The organism is Paenibacillus sp. FSL R7-0216 (assembly GCF_037969915.1).
GTDB classification, from domain to species: domain Bacteria; phylum Bacillota; class Bacilli; order Paenibacillales; family Paenibacillaceae; genus Fontibacillus; species Fontibacillus rhizolycopersici.
In genome coordinates, this window is the sequence record NZ_CP150222.1 from 1577293 (window position 1) to 1595240 (window position 17948).

Annotated in this window: 17 protein-coding genes; 11 read left to right on the forward strand and 6 right to left on the reverse strand. The window is 51.9% G+C overall.

The window, feature by feature from the left end; translation table 11 throughout:
• Positions 1-124 precede the first annotated feature (124 nt).
• Complete coding sequence (locus tag MKZ15_RS06850) at positions 125-895, forward strand: ABC transporter ATP-binding protein (RefSeq protein ID WP_155607543.1); 771 nt, start codon at positions 125-127, stop codon at positions 893-895.
• A complete protein-coding gene (locus tag MKZ15_RS06855; protein ID WP_339820874.1) occupies positions 870-2819 on the forward strand; it encodes an ABC transporter permease in 1950 nt (649 codons plus the stop codon). The genes MKZ15_RS06850 and MKZ15_RS06855 overlap by 26 nt, the downstream gene beginning before the upstream one ends.
• Positions 2820-2896: 77 nt before the next feature.
• Here the strand turns inward: MKZ15_RS06855 and MKZ15_RS06860 are convergent, their stop codons facing one another.
• The 4 genes from MKZ15_RS06860 to MKZ15_RS06875 all read right to left on the reverse strand — a co-directional run bounded on the left by MKZ15_RS06860 (position 2897) and on the right by MKZ15_RS06875 (position 6079).
• Complete coding sequence (locus MKZ15_RS06860; protein ID WP_213622027.1) at positions 2897-3847, reverse strand: alpha/beta hydrolase; 951 nt, start codon at positions 3845-3847, stop codon at positions 2897-2899.
• A 262-nt stretch (positions 3848-4109) separates the two neighbouring features.
• Positions 4110-4508, reverse strand: a complete 399-nt coding sequence (locus MKZ15_RS06865; RefSeq protein ID WP_339820878.1) for a VOC family protein — start codon at positions 4506-4508, stop codon at positions 4110-4112.
• Positions 4509-4537: 29 nt separating this feature from the next.
• The gene (locus tag MKZ15_RS06870) at positions 4538-5119 is read right to left on the reverse strand and encodes a class I SAM-dependent methyltransferase (RefSeq protein WP_213622026.1); all 582 of its coding nucleotides are present in this window, start codon (positions 5117-5119) and stop codon (positions 4538-4540) included.
• Between the two features lie 6 nt (positions 5120-5125).
• Positions 5126-6079, reverse strand: coding sequence for a TIGR01212 family radical SAM protein (locus tag MKZ15_RS06875; RefSeq protein WP_155607538.1), 954 nt, complete (start codon positions 6077-6079; stop codon positions 5126-5128).
• Between the two features lie 333 nt (positions 6080-6412).
• Here MKZ15_RS06875 and trmB point away from each other — a divergent pair, with 333 nt between their 5' ends.
• Positions 6413-7123: a tRNA (guanosine(46)-N7)-methyltransferase TrmB gene (trmB, locus tag MKZ15_RS06880; RefSeq protein ID WP_155607537.1), complete on the forward strand. Its 711-nt coding sequence runs from the start codon at positions 6413-6415 to the stop codon at positions 7121-7123.
• 71 nt (positions 7124-7194) lie between these two features.
• On the opposite strand, the gene MKZ15_RS06885 is transcribed toward trmB, so the two are convergent.
• Together MKZ15_RS06885 and MKZ15_RS06890 are read right to left on the reverse strand one after the other, a co-directional pair.
• Positions 7195-8334, reverse strand: coding sequence for a glycosyltransferase (locus MKZ15_RS06885; protein WP_193415419.1), 1140 nt, complete (start codon positions 8332-8334; stop codon positions 7195-7197).
• A gap of 49 nt (positions 8335-8383) precedes the next feature.
• On the reverse strand, positions 8384-8911 hold the full coding sequence (locus MKZ15_RS06890) for a phosphatase PAP2 family protein (protein WP_155607535.1): 528 nt from the start codon (positions 8909-8911) through the stop codon (positions 8384-8386).
• Between the two features lie 613 nt (positions 8912-9524).
• On the opposite strand from MKZ15_RS06890, the gene MKZ15_RS06895 reads away from it, so the two are divergent.
• The 8 genes from MKZ15_RS06895 (at position 9525) to MKZ15_RS06930 (ending at position 17881) form a co-directional block, all read left to right on the forward strand.
• On the forward strand, positions 9525-10766 hold the full coding sequence (locus tag MKZ15_RS06895) for a glycosyltransferase family 2 protein (protein WP_155607534.1): 1242 nt from the start codon (positions 9525-9527) through the stop codon (positions 10764-10766).
• A 631-nt stretch (positions 10767-11397) separates the two neighbouring features.
• Positions 11398-11892, forward strand: coding sequence for a translation initiation factor IF-3 (infC, locus tag MKZ15_RS06900; RefSeq protein ID WP_155607533.1), 495 nt, complete (start codon positions 11398-11400; stop codon positions 11890-11892).
• A gap of 87 nt (positions 11893-11979) precedes the next feature.
• Complete coding sequence (gene rpmI / locus MKZ15_RS06905; RefSeq protein WP_059046389.1) at positions 11980-12180, forward strand: 50S ribosomal protein L35; 201 nt, start codon at positions 11980-11982, stop codon at positions 12178-12180.
• A 43-nt stretch (positions 12181-12223) separates the two neighbouring features.
• Positions 12224-12583 (forward strand): 50S ribosomal protein L20, encoded by a 360-nt coding sequence (rplT, locus tag MKZ15_RS06910; protein ID WP_193415418.1) that lies wholly within the window; start codon positions 12224-12226, stop codon positions 12581-12583.
• 516 nt (positions 12584-13099) lie between these two features.
• On the forward strand, positions 13100-14188 hold the full coding sequence (locus MKZ15_RS06915; protein ID WP_193415417.1) for a BMP family ABC transporter substrate-binding protein: 1089 nt from the start codon (positions 13100-13102) through the stop codon (positions 14186-14188).
• Positions 14189-14315: 127 nt separating this feature from the next.
• Positions 14316-15854, forward strand: a complete 1539-nt coding sequence (locus tag MKZ15_RS06920) for an ABC transporter ATP-binding protein (protein ID WP_339820890.1) — start codon at positions 14316-14318, stop codon at positions 15852-15854.
• Positions 15847-16920: an ABC transporter permease gene (locus MKZ15_RS06925; RefSeq protein ID WP_193415415.1), complete on the forward strand. Its 1074-nt coding sequence runs from the start codon at positions 15847-15849 to the stop codon at positions 16918-16920. Before MKZ15_RS06920 ends, MKZ15_RS06925 begins: the two co-directional genes overlap by 8 nt.
• Before the next feature lies 1 nt (position 16921).
• A complete protein-coding gene (locus tag MKZ15_RS06930) occupies positions 16922-17881 on the forward strand; it encodes an ABC transporter permease (protein WP_339820893.1) in 960 nt (319 codons plus the stop codon).
• Positions 17882-17948 lie beyond the last annotated feature (67 nt).

The following is a 17948-nucleotide window of genomic DNA, read 5'->3' on the forward strand; positions in this document are numbered from 1 at the left end:
GGATTAAGATCCATCGATGGCTGGCATCCCGGCGATAGGTTAGAGTATAACCATAACCACCCGGGCCGCGGCAACAACGCAAGACGAGCTTGCCGAAGGCTCCGCGAAAGGGGATTAGACACAAATGGAAATACTCAAGGTCCAGGGATTAAACAAGGTATACCCGGGAAAAATTGCGACGCGCGCGCTGCAGGACATAGAGCTGACGATTGAGAAAGGCGAATTCGTCGGAATCATGGGACCCTCCGGCAGCGGGAAAACGACGCTGCTCAATCTGGTCTCGACCATTGATTCGCCCAGCTCGGGAGAGGTGCGAATCAACGGGAAAAATCCGCATGGCTTGAAACGGAAGGAGCTTGCCGCCTTTCGCCGACGCGAGCTGGGGTTCGTGTTCCAGGATTTCAATCTGCTGGATACGCTCACCGTTGCGGAAAATATCGTCCTTCCCTTAACGCTGGATTCCCGTCCTTTCCGGGAAATGGAGCAGAAGCTGCAAGCCATCGCACATCGGTTGGGGATTACGGACATTCTAGGCAAACGAACCTACGAAATCTCCGGGGGTCAGCGGCAGCGAGCCGCGATTGCACGGGCGATGATCTCTTCGCCGTCGTTGCTGCTGGCTGACGAACCAACGGGCTCGCTCGATTCGAATGCATCCCGCAACGTCATGGAGTTGCTGGAGACCTTGAACCGTACCGAAGGCACCACGATGATGCTGGTCAGCCATGATCCGCTGGCAGCGAGCTATTGCGATCGGGTCGTGTTTATCAAGGACGGCAGACTGACAAACGAAATTCACCGGGGCGACAGCAGGCAGGCTTTTTTCCAAAAGATCATCGATATGCTGTCGTATTTGGGAGGGAACGCGCATGAACTTTCTTCAATTCGCGTTTAACAATGTCAGACGTAATGCTCGGGCTTACTTCGCTTATTTCCTGAGCAGCGCTTTTATGGTCATGATCTTTTTTACTTATGCGATGTTCATTTTTCACCCGGGTATAGCCCAGAGCGAAATGGGACGGATGACGAGTATCGGGATGGAAGTCGCGGAATATATCATTTTCGTGTTTTCTATTCTGTTCGTGTTATTTTCAATCGGTAGTTTCTTGAAGGCGCGCAGTAAGGAGTTTGGTGTGCTGTCACTGCTGGGGGCGACCACCGGCTCGATCAACCGGCTTGTGTTTCTCGAAAACCTGATCATTGGCATAGGGTCCATCGTTGCGGGCTTGGCCGGGGGGCTGCTGCTTTCCAAGCTATTCCTGCTGCTGAGTGTGAAGGTGACGGGGATGAACCGGCTGCCCTTCTACATGCCTTGGAAGGCGATGGGGTTCACGGCGATCGCGTTTCTGGTCTTGTTTGCCGTGTTGTCGGTTTTTACGCTGGTTTTCTTCCGGAAAAATCAGGTTATTGAACTGCTTGGCGGAAGCAGCAAGCCGAAGACGGAACCGCGCGTTTCCTGGGTGCTGGCGCTGCTTGGCGTCGCGTTGCTGGCGAGCGCGGTGCTGCTCCTGAAGGGCGGCGAAGGCCTGGACTTCCCCAAAGTGATGATGGCGGCTGCAACGGGGATCTGGGGGACCTACTTTTTCTATACCCAAGTGACGGTGGCGCTCATTCGACTACTAAGACGCAGTCGCCGCCTGTTGTGGCGCGGAACTCGTTTGCTTTGGGTGTCCGAAATGGCCTATAAAATCAAAGATAATGCGCGGATGTTGTTTATGGTTACCGTCGCCATCTCGCTGGCGTGCATGAGCGTTGGCGTCATACTGGCAGCCCAGGCCCAAAATGAACGGATATACGAGGGGGATCCATTTGCCTTCTCGTACGGCATCTATGAAGAAGAATTCGTGGAAGCGGATGTGGCCTGGATCGATCAACAGCTGTCTGAACAAGGGATTCGTTATGAAACCATCGAGCAGGAATCGTTCTCGGGTTACCTCGGTACAATGGAATCCTATGTGAAAGTTTATTCGCGTTCGGAATATAACAAAGCCGCAGCGTTGTTAGGCAAGGAGATGTTGCCCGAGATCGGCAAAGGGCAATCCGTCGCGCATGCCATGGAAGGATCCGCCGCAGAGCGTATGCTGAAGGGGAAAACTATCCCGTTAACTCTTTCGATTTTGGAGGAGCCCATGGAGCTCGAGCTGTTGCCCAATGAGGTTCCGTTAATCGGCTCCAATAGCTACACCTCGGTTGTCGTGTTGTCCGACGCTGATTTTACGGAACTCAAGAACGGCTTAACGGAAGAAAATCAGAATCGTCTGTACCGTGATATCGAGATTTACGTTCCAAGTTGGCAGCACAAAGGGGCGCCTCGTCTCCAAGATCCGGAGATCGTCATCGGGAAGAGGCTGTTTCATGGGATGATGAATCGCCTTGAAAACAAGGTGACCGATAATTATATGAGCTCGCGTGGCCGATCCTACGCGGAAACTCGAGAACAGCTCTCGATGCTGAGCTTTGTTGGGATTTTCATCGCCGCCATTTTCTCAGTGTCCTCTGCCAGCTTCCTGTATTTCAAGCTGTACAGCGAATTGAACCAGGACCGGCGGATGTACCATTCGTTGTCGAAGATCGGGCTGGGAGACCGTGAAATGCGTTATTCCTCCAGCCTGCAAATCGCCTTGCTCTTCTTCATCCCGGTGGTCATCTCAGGGATTCAGACGATGGTTGTCCTCTCTTTGTTAGGGGCTAGATTCCTGCTAGGGGATGTCACGGTTCCGGTACTGACGGCCACCGGTGCTTTCCTGGCGGCGCAGCTACTGTATTATGTCGTAGTTCGCTCGCGTTATGTGGTGCAATTAAAACGCGTAATGGTATAATGTAGAATCAAAAAGCGAGCTTGCTGTCGGTATCCTCTCCGTAAGGGAGGCTCCGGTTTGCATGCTCGCTTTATAGTTTATTTTGCGGGGGATGCCGCCAGCGGCATGTGGCTCTCCAGCCAACCCAGCACATCCGACATCACTTCGTCGCGGTTGACTTCATTCAGCATTTCGTGACGACCGCCGGGATATAGCTTGACCGAGACTTCTTTGAGACCCAGTCGGTCGTATAACTCGGCCAGTCGCCGTATTCCGTCGCCGTTCCGGCCGACCGGATCCAGATCGCCTCCGAAGATATAGATGGGCTTCTCCTTGGGGATGGAGCGCATCTTCTCCGGGCGGTGGATCTCCTGCAAGAGGCCGAAGAACCCGTAAAAGAAGCCGGCACTGCACAAGAAGCCGCAGTGCGGGTCCGCTATGTATTTATCGACCTCCTCATCGTCTCGGGAGAGCCAATCGAACGGCGTTCGCGCCGGAAGAAAGTTCCGATTAAAGCTGCCGAAAGTCACCGCGTTCATCAGCAGGCTGGGATGGCTGTCGCCTTGCAGCAGGGCTTGGACTCGGGCCAAGGTACGGCCGATGCCAAGTAGGCCTCGAGGACCGTTCGTCCCCGAGAGAATAAATCCGGCGTAAGGCTCAGGCGTTCGGTACATGACCTTCTGAGTCAAGAAGGAGCCCATGCTGTGACCGAGCAGAAACAGAGGCAGGTCCGGGTGCTCCCGGCGGATGATGGCGGAGAGCCCGGTGATATCCTCCGCCATGCCGGTAAAACCTTGCTTGCCCGGCCAGCCCAGTTCCTCCGGACTCCCGGCGGTGCGGCCGTGGCCACGGTGGTCGTTCGCATACACGATGAAGCCATGGGCGGTCAGCACCCGCGCCAGACGTTCGTAGCGCTTGGCGGTCTCCGCCATGCCGTGAGCGATTTGCAGCACGCCCCGCAGCGGCGCCTCGGAATCGTCAGAACTCCAGCGGTACACGAAGACAGGATGGCCGGTGTCATTGTCGAAGGTAAACGTATGCTCTTCCACGCACAGCCCTTCTTTCCTTGATTTTAATAAAGGTTGTTCACTAAGTCATCTTTCCATGACGAAGCAGAGCATGTGAAGTGGATTCGACATCGAATCTTGAATTCAGCCGGTCCCAAGCTTATGCTTCCGATGCATGTTTCCTACGGAAACATTTCAGTTGCTCACGTACCCAAAACGTACGCTCCGCTACTCACTCCCTAGCTTCATCCAACCTTCTCGGTCCTGAAAACCTGACTTTTTGAACTTGCACTAATAGAGGAGATCAAGCTAGGAACGCCGGTTGGAACAATTCGATCCGCTCGCCATCGGGGCCGTTAAAGAAGAAGAAACGGCAGCCGTTGGGCAAACTGCGAATGTCCGGATCCAGTCCCGACAGGCCCAGAGCGGAAATACGGTCATACTCCTCCTCAATATCGCTGGCCGTAAAGGCGATGTGATTGACTTTGCCTTCATTCGGCAAATCTTCGCCTTCACGAATATATACGAGTTCCACTTCGACCGACTCCTGCCCCGGAAAGGTCAGGAAGGCCAAACGCAGCGATTCACCCACCTCGCCGATCGTGGATAGCAGCTTCATGCCGATAATTCGTTCATAAAATTCAATGGAATCCTCCAGCGCCGAAACGCGGATTCCGATATGCTCGATTTTGCGAATCCCCAAATCGATGACCCCCAATGATTGATGGTTTGTTATTTCTTCTCGACAGCGATCAAATACGGCGCAGCCGACCTTTGCGGCTGACGGTAGAGAATTGCTTGCCCGGCGGAAGCAGGGAGTAGCGCCGCCCATGCTTCTACTGCCGCCGCTTCGGCGTCACCTCCGGGATGGCCGGGGTAGAGAACGGCGGTCAGGATCCCGCGCGGCCGCAGCAGGGCGAGGCCGGCCTCCAGGGCCGGCAGCGTGCTGTCCGGCAGCGTGATCAGCGCTGGATCGGCGCCCTCGGCAGGAAGATAGCCGAGGTTAAACATGACGGCGCCCAATCGGCCGTGTACGTCGGACGGCAGCACGGCCGCCATGTCCGCGTGGCTGGCCTGGAGCAGGGACACGGCAGCGATGGAGTCCGCCGGCTCCTTGTCCAGCCTGGCCTGCGTGAGAGCCAGCGCCTGCGGCTGGATATCGAAAGCGAATACCCGCCCCTTCGGTCCGCAGGCCTTGGCCAGGAACAGGGTGTCCGCGCCCGTGCCCGCCGTGGCGTCGACCGCGGCGTCACCAGGCGCAAGCCGTTCGCTCGCCAGTTTATGTGCGAAGCTTAATACGGAGAGAAAGCCCATAGCCTATCAGCGTCCTCTCCAATACTTGCCTTGCCAGGAATCGCGGCGCTTCAGCTCGGCGTCGATGGCGTTCAGCACTTCCCATTTCTTAAGGCTCCACATCGGTCCGACCAGCAGGTCGCGTGGAGCATCCCCGGTTAGCCGGTGGACAATCATTTCTGGCGGTAGAAATTCCAGCGTATCCACGATCAGCTTGATGTATTCGTCCTGTTCCAGAAATCGCAGCAACCCCGCCTCATATTGCTTGACCATCGGCGTTTTGCGCATCAGATGGAGCAGATGGATCTTGATCCCCTGCACATCCATGTTCGCTACAGCGCGGCCGGTTTCAAGCATCATTTCGTGCGTTTCCTGTGGCAGTCCGTAAATGATATGCGTGCAGACGCGAATGCCTCGTTTGCGCAGCTTCTCCACCGCATCGAGGTAGCACTGCGTATCATGCGCCCGGTTGATCAGCGTAGACGTCGATTCGTGGATCGTTTGAAGGCCCATCTCCACCCAAAGGTAGGTCCGCTCATTGAGCTCGGCCAAATAATCGACGACATCGTCGGGCAGGCAATCCGGCCGCGTGGCGATGGATAAGCCGACGACCCCCGGTTGCTCAAGGATCGCCTCGTAATATTCACGAAGGACCTCCACCGGCGCATAAGTATTCGTATAGGCCTGGAAGTACCCGATATATTTGGCATGCGGCCATTTCTGATGCTGCCGGTCGCGGATCGTGGCAAATTGTGTGACCAGATCGTCTCTGCGGCTCCCGGCGAAGTCGCCCGATCCCCGGGCGCTGCAGAACGTGCAGCCCCCTTTCGCGATCGAACCGTCCCGGTTGGGACAAGTGAATCCGGCATCCAGCATGACCTTAAATACTTTGTCCCCGAACTCGCGTCGCATCTCGGTATTCCATGTATGAAATCTTTTGTCTCCCCACCAAGTAGGAGTGTCCGTCATCAGTGTACTCATTGCGGCTCCTTCATTTTGTCACAAAATAATTTATGCATATTTATACAACGGCGAAAGCCGCGTCCGTACGCCGCTTCCACTGGATTCATTGTATCAAATTTCGCGCAAAAAGGGGAAGTGTGCTTGCCTGATTCCTTGCGGCAGGTTTCGGAATATGTTATTTTGAAAGTATCAAATTCGTTGGACCCCAATTCCAAAATATATCGAAAAAGGAATCACTCGTCTCGTCTCCCCGGCGAACGGTTGGTTCCTTTTTCATTGCGCGCTTTACATTTTCGGCGATCTTCGGCACAATATTGCAAGGAATGGATAACAAGAAAGCGGAGGAATAACATGCGTTTACGCGGTAGAAAAGGAATACGGGAAAATTTGGAACAACAGCAGGAGCTGGTTGTCCTGAATCCTCGGGAATATAAAGGGCGTTGGGCGGAGGTGTTCGGTAACGGTCGGCCGATCCACATCGAGCTTGGCATGGGCAAAGGCCAGTTCATCAGCGGCATGAGCGTGAAATATCCGGACGTGAATTTCATCGGTATGGATATGTACGACGAGCTGATCCGACGGGCTAGCGAGAAGGTCCGTGCGAAGTGGGATGAGCAGGGAGCGAAGGAGCCGGAAACCGTTCGTCTGGCGCTCGGCAACATCGAGATGATCGAAGAGTTTTTTGCGCCGGGGGAAGTGGAACGCATTTATTTGAATTTCAGCGATCCTTGGCCGAAGAAGAAGCATTGGCGTCGGCGGCTGACCCATCCGCGTTTTCTGGACAAGTACCGCCAGCTTCTGAATGAGAACGGCGAAATTCACTTCAAGACGGATTCGCGCGTGCTGTTTGAATTCTCGCTGAATGCCTTCGCTGCTGTGGGACTGCAGATGAATGACATCTCGCTCAGCTTGCATGAAGGCGGGATCAACGAGGCCCATGTCATGACGGAGTATGAGAGCAAATTCGTTGGACAAGGGATGCCGATTTACCGCTGCGAGGTCATGGTCGGCGAAGCGGCAGTGCGGCGGTACCAGGAGCGGAAGATGGAGATGTTTGAATAGCGAACAAAAGCGGAGCAGGATGGATATCCTTAGCTCCGCTTTTTTTGCGACTGGCCGTTCCTTCAGGCCGGTTATTTTCGGATGAAATTCGTATTTGCAAGAAGATCGATAATAGCTTGGGCACTCTGCATCGGCCGGAATAGGGCAATATGATTCAAGACCTCTTCCCGCTTGCGAACGACATCGTCGTACTGTTCGGTCAACCGTTTGACCCAATTGGTAATGTCGTCCAACGAATTGATAGGGGTTCCCCATCCCTGTTGCGTAAAATAATGTGAATTTTCCTCTTCCTGTCCGGGAAGGGGCTTGTGAAACAACATGGGGATGCCTTTGGCCAGCCCTTCGGAGCAGGTCATGCCGCCGGGTTTGGTTATCAGCAAGTCGGAAACTTCCATCAGCTTGTCGATTTCCTTTGTGAACCCAAGCAGGTGAATATTCGGATGTATGAACCGGGGGTCCTTCTTCATCTTCTCCAGCGACTTCTCATTGCTGCCAAAACAGAAGATGATCTGGATTTGCTCTCGGTACAAAGCGAGTAGCGAATTAACCGCCTCATCCTTCATAAAACCCCAGCCCCCACCCATGACGAGTACCGTAGGCATATCCTTCAAGCCGAACTGCAGCCGGATATCCTCCTTGTGGTGGCGCTCCCAGAAGTTGGGGTGAACCGGAATGCCGGTAATTAGAATTTTGTTCTTGTCTACACCGCGCTCCAACAATTTCCTCTGCACTTGATCGGTAGAGACGAGGAAACAATTCACTTCTCGGCTGACCCAGGCGCCGTGTACATCGTAATCGGTAATCACGGTGCAAAGCGGGACGTCCAGCATGCCCAGCCGCTTCAGACGTGAGATGACCGCGCTGGGAATCGGATGGGTACAGACGATGACGTCAGGATGAAGCTGACGGATGATTTGAATCGTACGCGTATAAAAAATCCGATGAAGAGCCAGCGTCGTCAATCGGTTCAAAGACTTTTTATAGTTACTGCGATACATCATACGGATAAGCCGAGGTTGCGAGGACACCGTTTTTTTGTAAGCGGTAATGATGATCGGCGCCACTCTAGGGTTTAAAAAACTGCCAAGCTCTAGGACTTTCGTCTGCACGTTTGGCGCGATCTTTCGTAAACTGCTGGAGAGCGCGTAGGCCGCTTGTGTATGACCGGCTCCAAACCCCTCGGATAAAAGCAAGACTCTCTGTTTTTGCACTGGTTTCACCTTTTCCTGCAAGGTTTTCCTACTGTCTACAATATCCCCTTTAAGCCCATATTGCAACCGTTCCGAGCGCTACGGAGGAGCCAATCACGGCTCCTGCCAGGGTGTCCGATGGATAATGCAGACCTAAATAAATACGCGATACCGCGACGAGCAGAGCCACCGGTAAAAGCACCAATATGAGTCCAGGAGCAGCCGCCATAAACGGCACGGTGACGGAAAAAATCGCTGTTGTATGACCGGATGGAAACGAGTGGTCCGTCAGCGGATTTCGGAAAGTGTTCGTGCCTGGCAGCGTTAAGTAGGGCCGGAGACGCGGATAGGTCTTTTTCACCAGCGCTACCGGAAGATGACTAATTGCAAGCGCAACGCAGGATTGCAAGCCGATTCGGCTCCACGGCTGCGGAGCGGCCAACCAAATGAACAAGGATGAGAGAATGGTAAACCAGGCTCCACCTAAATGGGTTAAATGGTACAGCCAAAAATTCAGGAAGCTGCGATGCAAGCGGCCGTTGATCCCTACAAAGAGCTGCTGGTCGAGTTGTTGAAGCTTATGGAATAAACGAATCATGAAATCCCTCCGCACGATGTTTGACCGCATTCTTACCGCCCGAGAACTGCCTGTCCAAGGGCTGCCCGTTTCAAATAGCATGGCATTTTCAAGTTAGACTTATCATATTTTTAATCCATGGCCTTTTCAAGGACGTTTTTTGGGTTGCAGGCCGTGCTCTTTTTTGACTTTCCGTCCCTTGCCCCTGTACAATGATTCAAATCATAGCAAATAAGTTTAAAAAAAAGGGTGCAGAATTGTAAACTTTTTGCTGGGTTATCACGTTTATGTAGATGTAATGCCAATGCGTCGTCAGCCGGGTCGTTAAAAAAAAGAAGAAAATAGAAATAAAAAATGCCAAAAGTGATGAAAATAAGATGTAACCGTACCTGAAAGCAGGATGCGGTGGTCCCGTATGCCAAAATTGCCGGACTTCGAGGTATTTGAGCGACGACGGGGTCATAGTGGTTTTGACAAAAGCAGTCAACTCATGGAAAATCGTAATGGTTTAAAAAAAGAGCCGGTAATCGTATCAGTGAGAAAACGCAAGAAGAATGAAAGGGTCATAAACAACAAAAAAACTCCGAAGTAAATAAAAAAAACAAATCATCGGAGAAAAAGGGGGCAAGAAATCATGTTAGATGTCATCTTGATCTCGCTGCAGGTTGTGCTTGCAGTGGTAGGGGTGTATCAATTTGGTTTGGCTTTATTTGGCATGTACAGGAAGAAAAACAAAGTTCAACACGCACCGAGCAAATCCTTTGCCGTGTTGGTCGCGGCGCATAACGAGGAAAGAGTAGTCGGGGCGTTGATGGAGAATTTGAAGCAGCTTAACTATCCGAAAGAATTATACGACGTGTTTGTCATTTGCGATAACTGCACCGATAATACCGCGAGCATCGTCCGGAGCCACGGCATGAACGCTTGCGTGCGCAGCAATCCGAATTTGCGCGGGAAAGGCTACGCCATCGAATGGATGCTGAAGCAATTGTGGAAAATGCCGCGCCAATATGACGCGGTCGTCATGTTCGACGCCGACAACCTGGCTCATCCGGATTTCTTGCGCGAAATGAATAACGATCTTTGCTCTGGCGCCCGGGTGATTCAAGGCTACATCGACACGAAGAATCCGGAGGATTCATGGATTACCGCCTCTTACGGGATTTCCTACTGGTATTGCAACCGTCTGTGGCAGCTGTCCCGAACAAACCTGAAGATGGCAAATTTCCTCGGGGGCACGGGGATGTGCTTCGAAACTGAGTTGCTCAAGGAAATCGGCTGGGGCGCGACCAGCCTGGTCGAAGACCTGGAGTTCACCATGCGCTGCGTCGAACGCGGTGTGTACCCGGTATTTAACTATGACGCCAAGCTGTTTGACGAGAAGCCGTTGACGTTTAAAGCGTCGGCTCGCCAGCGCCTTCGCTGGATGCAAGGACACTTCACCGTTGCTCGCCGTTACTTCTTCCCGCTGCTCTGGAAGAGTATTAAAGAACGGAGCATGGTGAAGCTGGACATGGCGCTCTACGGCGCTAACGTATACATCGTGCTGCTGACGTTCCTGCTGACAGCATTCATCTGGGTTGACCAGTCGCTGCTTCGCGGACCGCACTTCGATACGCTGTACGGCTACCTGCCGATGTGGGTGTCCTACGTGGCGATCGTCGCGAATGTCTTTATTTTCCTGATGGCGATGTTCCTTGAGAAGGTAAAGTCCAAGAAGGTGTATGCTTACCTGATCCTGTTCCCGATTTACTTGATTTCCTGGTGGCCGATCACGTTCTATGCGTTCTTCACGCAAAACAACAAGCAATGGAGTCATACGCAGCATACGCGCGTTGTTCGCCTAGAAGAAGTCCAAAGCAACAAGGTAAGTTAAAAACCAGCTTTTGATCACGAAGTATAAGCTAACGAAGCGGGCTCGGCGTCGAATCTTGAATTCAGCCGGGCCCTCCGTGTGCTCACGTAGGCTCACCTACGCTGCGCTACTCGGTCTCTGCTTCATCCAACCTTCTCGGTGCTGAAAAGCCGGTTTTTAACTTTTGATTTGAAAGGGTAGGTCAAACCCCTGGCGGCAGATCACGAAGTATAAGCTAACGAAGCGGGCTCGGCGTCGAATCTTGAATTCAGCCGGGCCCTCCGTGTGCTCACGTAGGCTCACCTACGCTGCGCTACTCGGTCCCTGCTTCATCCAACCTTCTCGGTGCTGAAAAGCCGGTTTTTAACTTTTGATTTGAAAGGTACCCTTGACTTGGCGCAAGGCACATGATATAGTATTTGAGGTTGCAAGAAAGTTTTTGGATTGCAAGCAGAGGCCCCGGCTTCTCACCTGACCGACGTACGTGTTGGCTGGTCTTGATCCGTTGATTTATGAATGGAATGTTCATGAAGACTAACGACGATCAATGAGGGATGCGGGTGAGGACCTGCATCCTTTTTATGTGTGTGAGTACCGGTCCAAGTCATTACTTAAGACCATTTGGAGGTGGAGAATTATCAGTAAGGAACATTTGATCAATGATGAGATTCGTGCGAAAGAGGTCCGTCTGGTGGGTGCCGAAGGTGAACAAATCGGGATTACGCCGTTGCGCGAAGCGCTGCAGATGGCGATCGACCTGAATCTGGATTTGGTGAACGTTGCGCCGACTGCCAAGCCGCCGGTATGCCGGATTATGGACTATGGCAAGTTCCGTTACGAGCAGCAGAAGAAAGAGAAGGAAGCTCGCAAGAATCAGAAGATTGTGGACATCAAGGAAGTATGGTTCCGCGCGAACATCGAGGAACACGACTACCAGACGAAACTTCGCAATGTGATCAAATTTTTGAAAGAAGGCGACAAGGTAAAATGCTCGGTTCGCTTCCGCGGACGGGAAATTACCCACGCCGACATCGGGAAGAAGATTCTCGACCGCGTCAAAGAAGAGGTCGCGGAAATCTCTACCATTGAACGCCTTCCGAAGCTGGAAGGGCGCAGCATGATCATGATTTTGGCACCGAAAAACTAAGCGTTTGCTTCTATATATGATCGTTTCGTTTGCGGAATGACTCGGAAGAGAAAGCTTACGTTCATAATCCTTTGAGGGGGAAGTACAATGCCTAAAATGAAAACCCACAGCAGCCTGAAAGGCCGCTTCAAAATTACCGGATCCGGTAAAGTAAGACGCTACAAAGCGAACCGCAATCACTTGCTGTCCCATAAGTCGAAACGTGCAAAACGTGTTTTGGCCAACAGCCCTGTTGCTTACGCAGGTGACGTGAGCCGCATGAAGCAACAACTGGCAAACTTGAAGTAATTACCGAGAAACAATTAACACAACTTTTTGGGAGGTTTTTTAAATGGCAAGAGTTAAAGGCGGATTCGTCGTTCGTCGTCGTCATAAAAAAGTATTGAAGCTGGCTAAAGGTTATTTTGGTTCGAAACACCGTATTTTCAAAACTGCTAACGAGCAAGTAATGAAATCCTTGCTGTACGCATACCGGGATCGTCGCACGAAAAAACGCGACTTCCGCAGACTGTGGATCGTCCGGATCAATGCAGCAGCTCGTATGAACGGTTTGTCCTACAGCAAAATGATGCATGGTCTGAAGCTTGCTGAAGTGAACATCAACCGCAAAATGCTGGCTGACCTCGCGGTTAACGATCTGAATGCTTTTAATTCTTTGGCTGCCGTAGCTAAAGAAAAAATCAACGCTTAAGTTCAAATGATTAAGGCGCTGTTTCCGGTTGATTCCGGGACGGCGCTTTTTTTGGGGATGCCGGGGTAACCCGGATACATAAGCGAAGTCAGCGGATTCGGCCAGAGGTGCTTTCAAAATCGATTTTCACTGGAAATTCGTGGGGATGAATCAAACGGGGCTGTTGGACATTTCCAGAAGTTCGGCTAATGAGGCATGGAAATGTGGGAAATTAGGAATGCTATATCTAAGCCGCACGACATATCCGGATATCCATGTGATCTTGGGAAAATGCCGATATTTTCGTTGGGATCTCTCTTGAATGTTCGTGAATAGCAGTGTTTACGGAATTACTTTACATGAAGCGAACATTGAATGATAAATTTGTCGAAAGTAAGCGTTTTATTCAAAATAAAGACGAAAATTATTTAACCCAAGGTTATTAAAAGTATGGATTTTAGCATATTTTACAGGTATAATCGGTCTGTGTGGTCAACTTAGACAAGGCTCACAAAATATTAAGGGGGATTAACCGCAATGAACAAAGCCTTCAAGCTATCTTTACTCATGGTGCTCGCATTTACTCTCGTTTTGGCGGGATGCGGCAACAACAATGCAGCGAACAACGGTGGAAACGCCAATACCGGAAATGCCGGCAACACGACCGACAACACGCAAGCGGGTAACGGCGGAAACACGGCTACCGATGCATCGAAGTTTAAGATCGGTCTCGTAACCGACGTAGGCGGCGTAAACGACAAATCCTTCAACCAATCCGCATGGGAAGCACTCGTAGCCATGAACAAGGAACAAGGGATCCAGAACAAATATCTGCAAAGTTCCCAAAGCTCCGACTACGTTCCTAACCTGACTCAATTTGTGCAAGGCGGTTACGACTTGACTTGGTCGATCGGTTTCGACTTGGGCGATGCAACGAAACAAGTTGCTGACGCGAATCCGAATGTGAAAATGGCGATCATCGACAACGTTGTTGACGCTCCAAACGTAGAGTCCGTTACTTTTGCCGAAAATGAAGGTTCATTCCTGGTCGGCGTGGTAGCCGGTCTGACGACAAAAACAAATAAAATCGGCTTCATCGGTGGGATGGAAAGCCCGGTTATTAAACGCTTTGAAGTTGGTTTTCAAGCAGGCGTAGCTGCGGTTAACCCGGACGCAAAAGTTACGGTTACCTATGCTGGTGCTTATGACAAACCAGACGTTGGTAAGTCTTTGGCAAGCCAATTGTTCAACGATGGCGCCGACATCATTTTCCCAGCTGCAGGTCAAACGGGGAACGGCGTATTTAACGAAGCAACTGCGCGCAACCAAGCCGGCGGCGCTAACAAATTGTGGGTTATCGGCGTCGACAAAGACCAATCGCTCGAATTCGGCGATGAAGTGACATTGACTTCGATGATGAAACGCGTTGACGTTGCCGTTAAGAACGTAACTCAACAAGTGATCGACGGTACGTTCAAAGGCGGTCAAGTAACAAACCTGACGCTGAAAGAAGACGGCGTAGGCTTGCCTGAAAAGAATCCAAACGTGAGCCAAGAAATCTTGGACAAAGTGGAAGAATTCAAGCAAAAAATCGTTAACGGCGAAGTTACGGTACCTGCCGAGTAAGAAAGCAAGCGGAGACGTTTACGTCCGTATGGACAGTAGAATATAATAGAGTCATTCAAGCAGGCAAGGCCAGTGGATCAACTGGCCTTGTTGCTTGCGTTAATCCCATAATGGTGAGGGTGGTTTCATGAGCGCTGAAGCTCCCGTAGTCGAGTTGAAGCAAATCACAAAACGTTTTCCCGGTGTAGTCGCCAACGACTCCATCAGCCTAACCTTACGAAAGGGCGAAATTCATGCCCTGCTCGGCGAGAACGGTGCGGGCAAATCAACGTTGATGAACATTTTGTTTGGCCTCTATCAGCCGGATGAAGGCTCGATTGAGATGGACGGCCAACCGGTGACAATCGACAATCCGAACAAGGCAATCAAGCTAGGCATCGGTATGGTTCACCAGCATTTCAAGCTAGTACAGCCTTTTACGGTTACCGAGAATATCATTCTTGGCATGGAACCGAAAAAGGGACTTAATATCGACTATAAATCGGCGTCCGCCCAGGTGGCGAAATTGTCGGAGCAGTATGGTCTTCAAGTGGACCCCAACTCGAAAATCCACGATATTTCCGTCGGGATGCAGCAGCGGGTCGAGATTATGAAAATTCTGTTCCGCGGCGCGGATATCCTTATATTTGACGAGCCGACCGCCGTGCTCACGCCTCAAGAAATCGAGGAACTGATGGCCATCATGAGACGGTTGGTGGCGGAAGGCAAATCCATCATTTTGATTACCCATAAGCTGAAGGAAATCATGGAGATTTCGGATCGAGTTACGATTATTCGCCGCGGCAAAGTGATCGATACCGTAGAGACGAATCAGACGAACCCGCAAGAGCTGGCTGAGAAAATGGTTGGCCGTGGCGTCTCCTTCAAGGTGGATAAACAAGAACCTCAAATCGGACAACCTGTCTTGAAGCTAAGCGATTTGAAAACCAAGGACAAGCATGGCCTCCATGTTCTGAACGGACTCAATCTAGAGGTGCGTGCCGGAGAAATCGTTGGTATCGCCGGGGTTGACGGTAACGGGCAAAGCGAATTGATCGAAGCGATCACGGGGCTGCGCAAAATCGAATCCGGGTCGATCCAGCTATCGGGTAAGGAAATTACGAATTTGCCGGCGCGAAAGATCATCGAGAGCGGTTTGTCGCACATCCCTGAGGACCGGCACAAGCATGGTTTGGTGCTCGATTTCTCCGTCAGCGAGAATATGGTGCTGGAGACGTATTACCAAGCGCCGTACAGCAAGGGCGGCCTGTTGAACCAGCGGGCGATCGACGAGCATGCCAAGCAGTTAGTCGAGGCGTTTGACGTGCGTACGCCAAGCGTGGAAACGAAGGCGCGTTCGCTGTCCGGGGGGAATCAACAGAAGGCGATTATTGCGCGGGAAATAGATAAGAACCCGGATCTGTTAATCGCTGCCCAGCCAACGCGGGGACTAGACGTTGGGGCTATCGAATTCGTTCATAAGCAACTGATTGCGCAGCGAGACCAAGGCAAAGCGGTATTGCTGATCTCCTTCGAGCTGGATGAAATTATGAACGTGTCCGATCGGATCGCCGTCATTTATGAAGGACGGATCGTCGGTGAAGTGCTACCACAGGAAACCAACGATCAAGAGCTTGGCCTAATGATGGCGGGAAGCCTGGAACGGGGAGGTCAAAGCGTTGGATAAATTGCGAAAAATATTTACATTAGACAGCGTCATTCTTCCGCTGGTTGCCATCGTGCTTGGTTTGTTGGTTGGCGCAGTGGTTATGCTGATCGGGGGATACAATCCGATCGTCGCCTATAGCGCACTTTTGCAGCGGGTTGTAGGCAATCCCTATGACTTCGGTGAAACGATCCGGCAAATTACACCGCTCATGTTTACCGGTTTGGCAGTTGCGTTTGCATTCCGCTCCGGGATGTTTAACATCGGTGCAGACGGCCAGGTCTTGATCGGGATGACGGCGGCAACGGCGGTATCGTTGTCGTTCTCGGGGCTACCATCCGGCCTCCTGGTTCCTCTGGCAGTGATTGCGGGGGGGATCGGCGGCGGACTCTGGGCTGGCATTGCAGGTTACCTGAAAGCCAAACGGGGCATCAATGAAGTTATTACAACGATCATGCTGAACTGGACGGCGTTATATTTATCGAATTACGTCATCCGCAATTTCTACCTGTTGAAGGGCCAAAACCGTTCCGAGGACATCGCCGCATCGGCCTCGATGACCTTCCTGAACGACGTATTCAATAATGCCCGGATCCACTGGGGAACGATCATCGCCCTTCTGACGGCGGTATTCTTCTTTGTTTACCTTTGGAAAACGAAGCAAGGTTACGAAATGCGTTCCGTCGGTTTGAACCCGAATGCGGCGGAATATGCCGGGATGAACGTCAGCCGCAACATCGTGAAAGCAATGTTCATCAGCGGCGTGTTTGCTGGCTTGGCCGGCACCTTCGAGGTGTTGGGCGTGTTCCATTATCAATCGGTCTTCGCCGCCTCACCGGGATACGGATTTGACGGCATCGCGGTTGCGCTGCTCGGCATGAACCATCCGTTTGGTGTGGTGCTTGGATCGATCCTGTACGGCGTGCTGACCTATGGCTCGGCCGGGATGAGCTTTAGTGCCGGGGTACCTCCGGAGTTGATCAAGATCGTGATTGGCTCGATCATATTCTTCATTGCCGCTCAGGGCATCGTAAGAATCGTACTGAAGCCGTTTTACCTGAAGCGCAAGAAAGAGAAGGTGTCGTAAGATGGACGTACTTACACTACTTGGTCAATTGCTGAACTCCACACTCGTGTTCTCAACGGCGTTGATCTTTACGGCGCTTGGCGGCATTTTCTCCGAGCGTTCCGGCGTCGTTAACATCGGTCTGGAAGGGTTAATGATATTCGGCGCGTTCGCCGCCGGCGTAGGGACTTATTATGCCCAGGAAGCGGGCATGGGCGCCTTCTCGCCGTGGGTCGGGGTGATTGCAGCCATGGTTATGGGGGCACTTGGCGCTTTGATCCATGCCGTTGCTACGATCACGTTTAAGGCGGATCAGACGATCAGCGGGATCGTCATCAACTTTTTGGCAGCGGGTTTGACCGTATACATCGTCAAATTGCTGTTTGAAGGGGCAGCCGAAACGCCGCTCGTTACGGTATTCCATAAAGTCCCGATCCCAATTCTGCGCGACATCCCGATTATCGGGGAGGGCTTCTTTAACTCGTATCCAACGACGTATTTGGCATTGATCCTCGTCGTTGTCATTTATTTTGTTCTGTTTAAGACCCCGTTCGGATTACGTCTGCGTTCCGTCGGTGAGCATCCAAGCGCGGCGGACACGCTGGGCGTGAACGTGACGAAAATGCGCTACATCGGGGTGCTTCTCAGCGGTATTCTCGGGGGCATCGGCGGCGCAACGATCACACTGACGACAACTAGTACGTTTGCCCATAATACGATTTCCGGCCAGGGCTTTATTGCCATCGCGGCGATGATCTTCGGCAAATGGAATCCGCTGGGCGCTTTCGGCGCGGCGATGTTCTTTGGTTTCTCGCAGGCGATTCGCAACTACGTACAGTTGTTTGAATGGTCGAGAAGTATTCCTCAGGAATTTATCTTCATGATCCCTTACGTACTGACGATTATCGTCCTCGTTGGAGCGGTGGGACGTTCCTCAGCGCCGGCGGCGTTAGGTACGCCTTACGATCCGGGGAAACGTTAGAATGAAGCAAAAGGATGCTGCATGGGCAGCATCCTTTTTTTTGTTTTATTTAGGGGGAGAAGCCCGA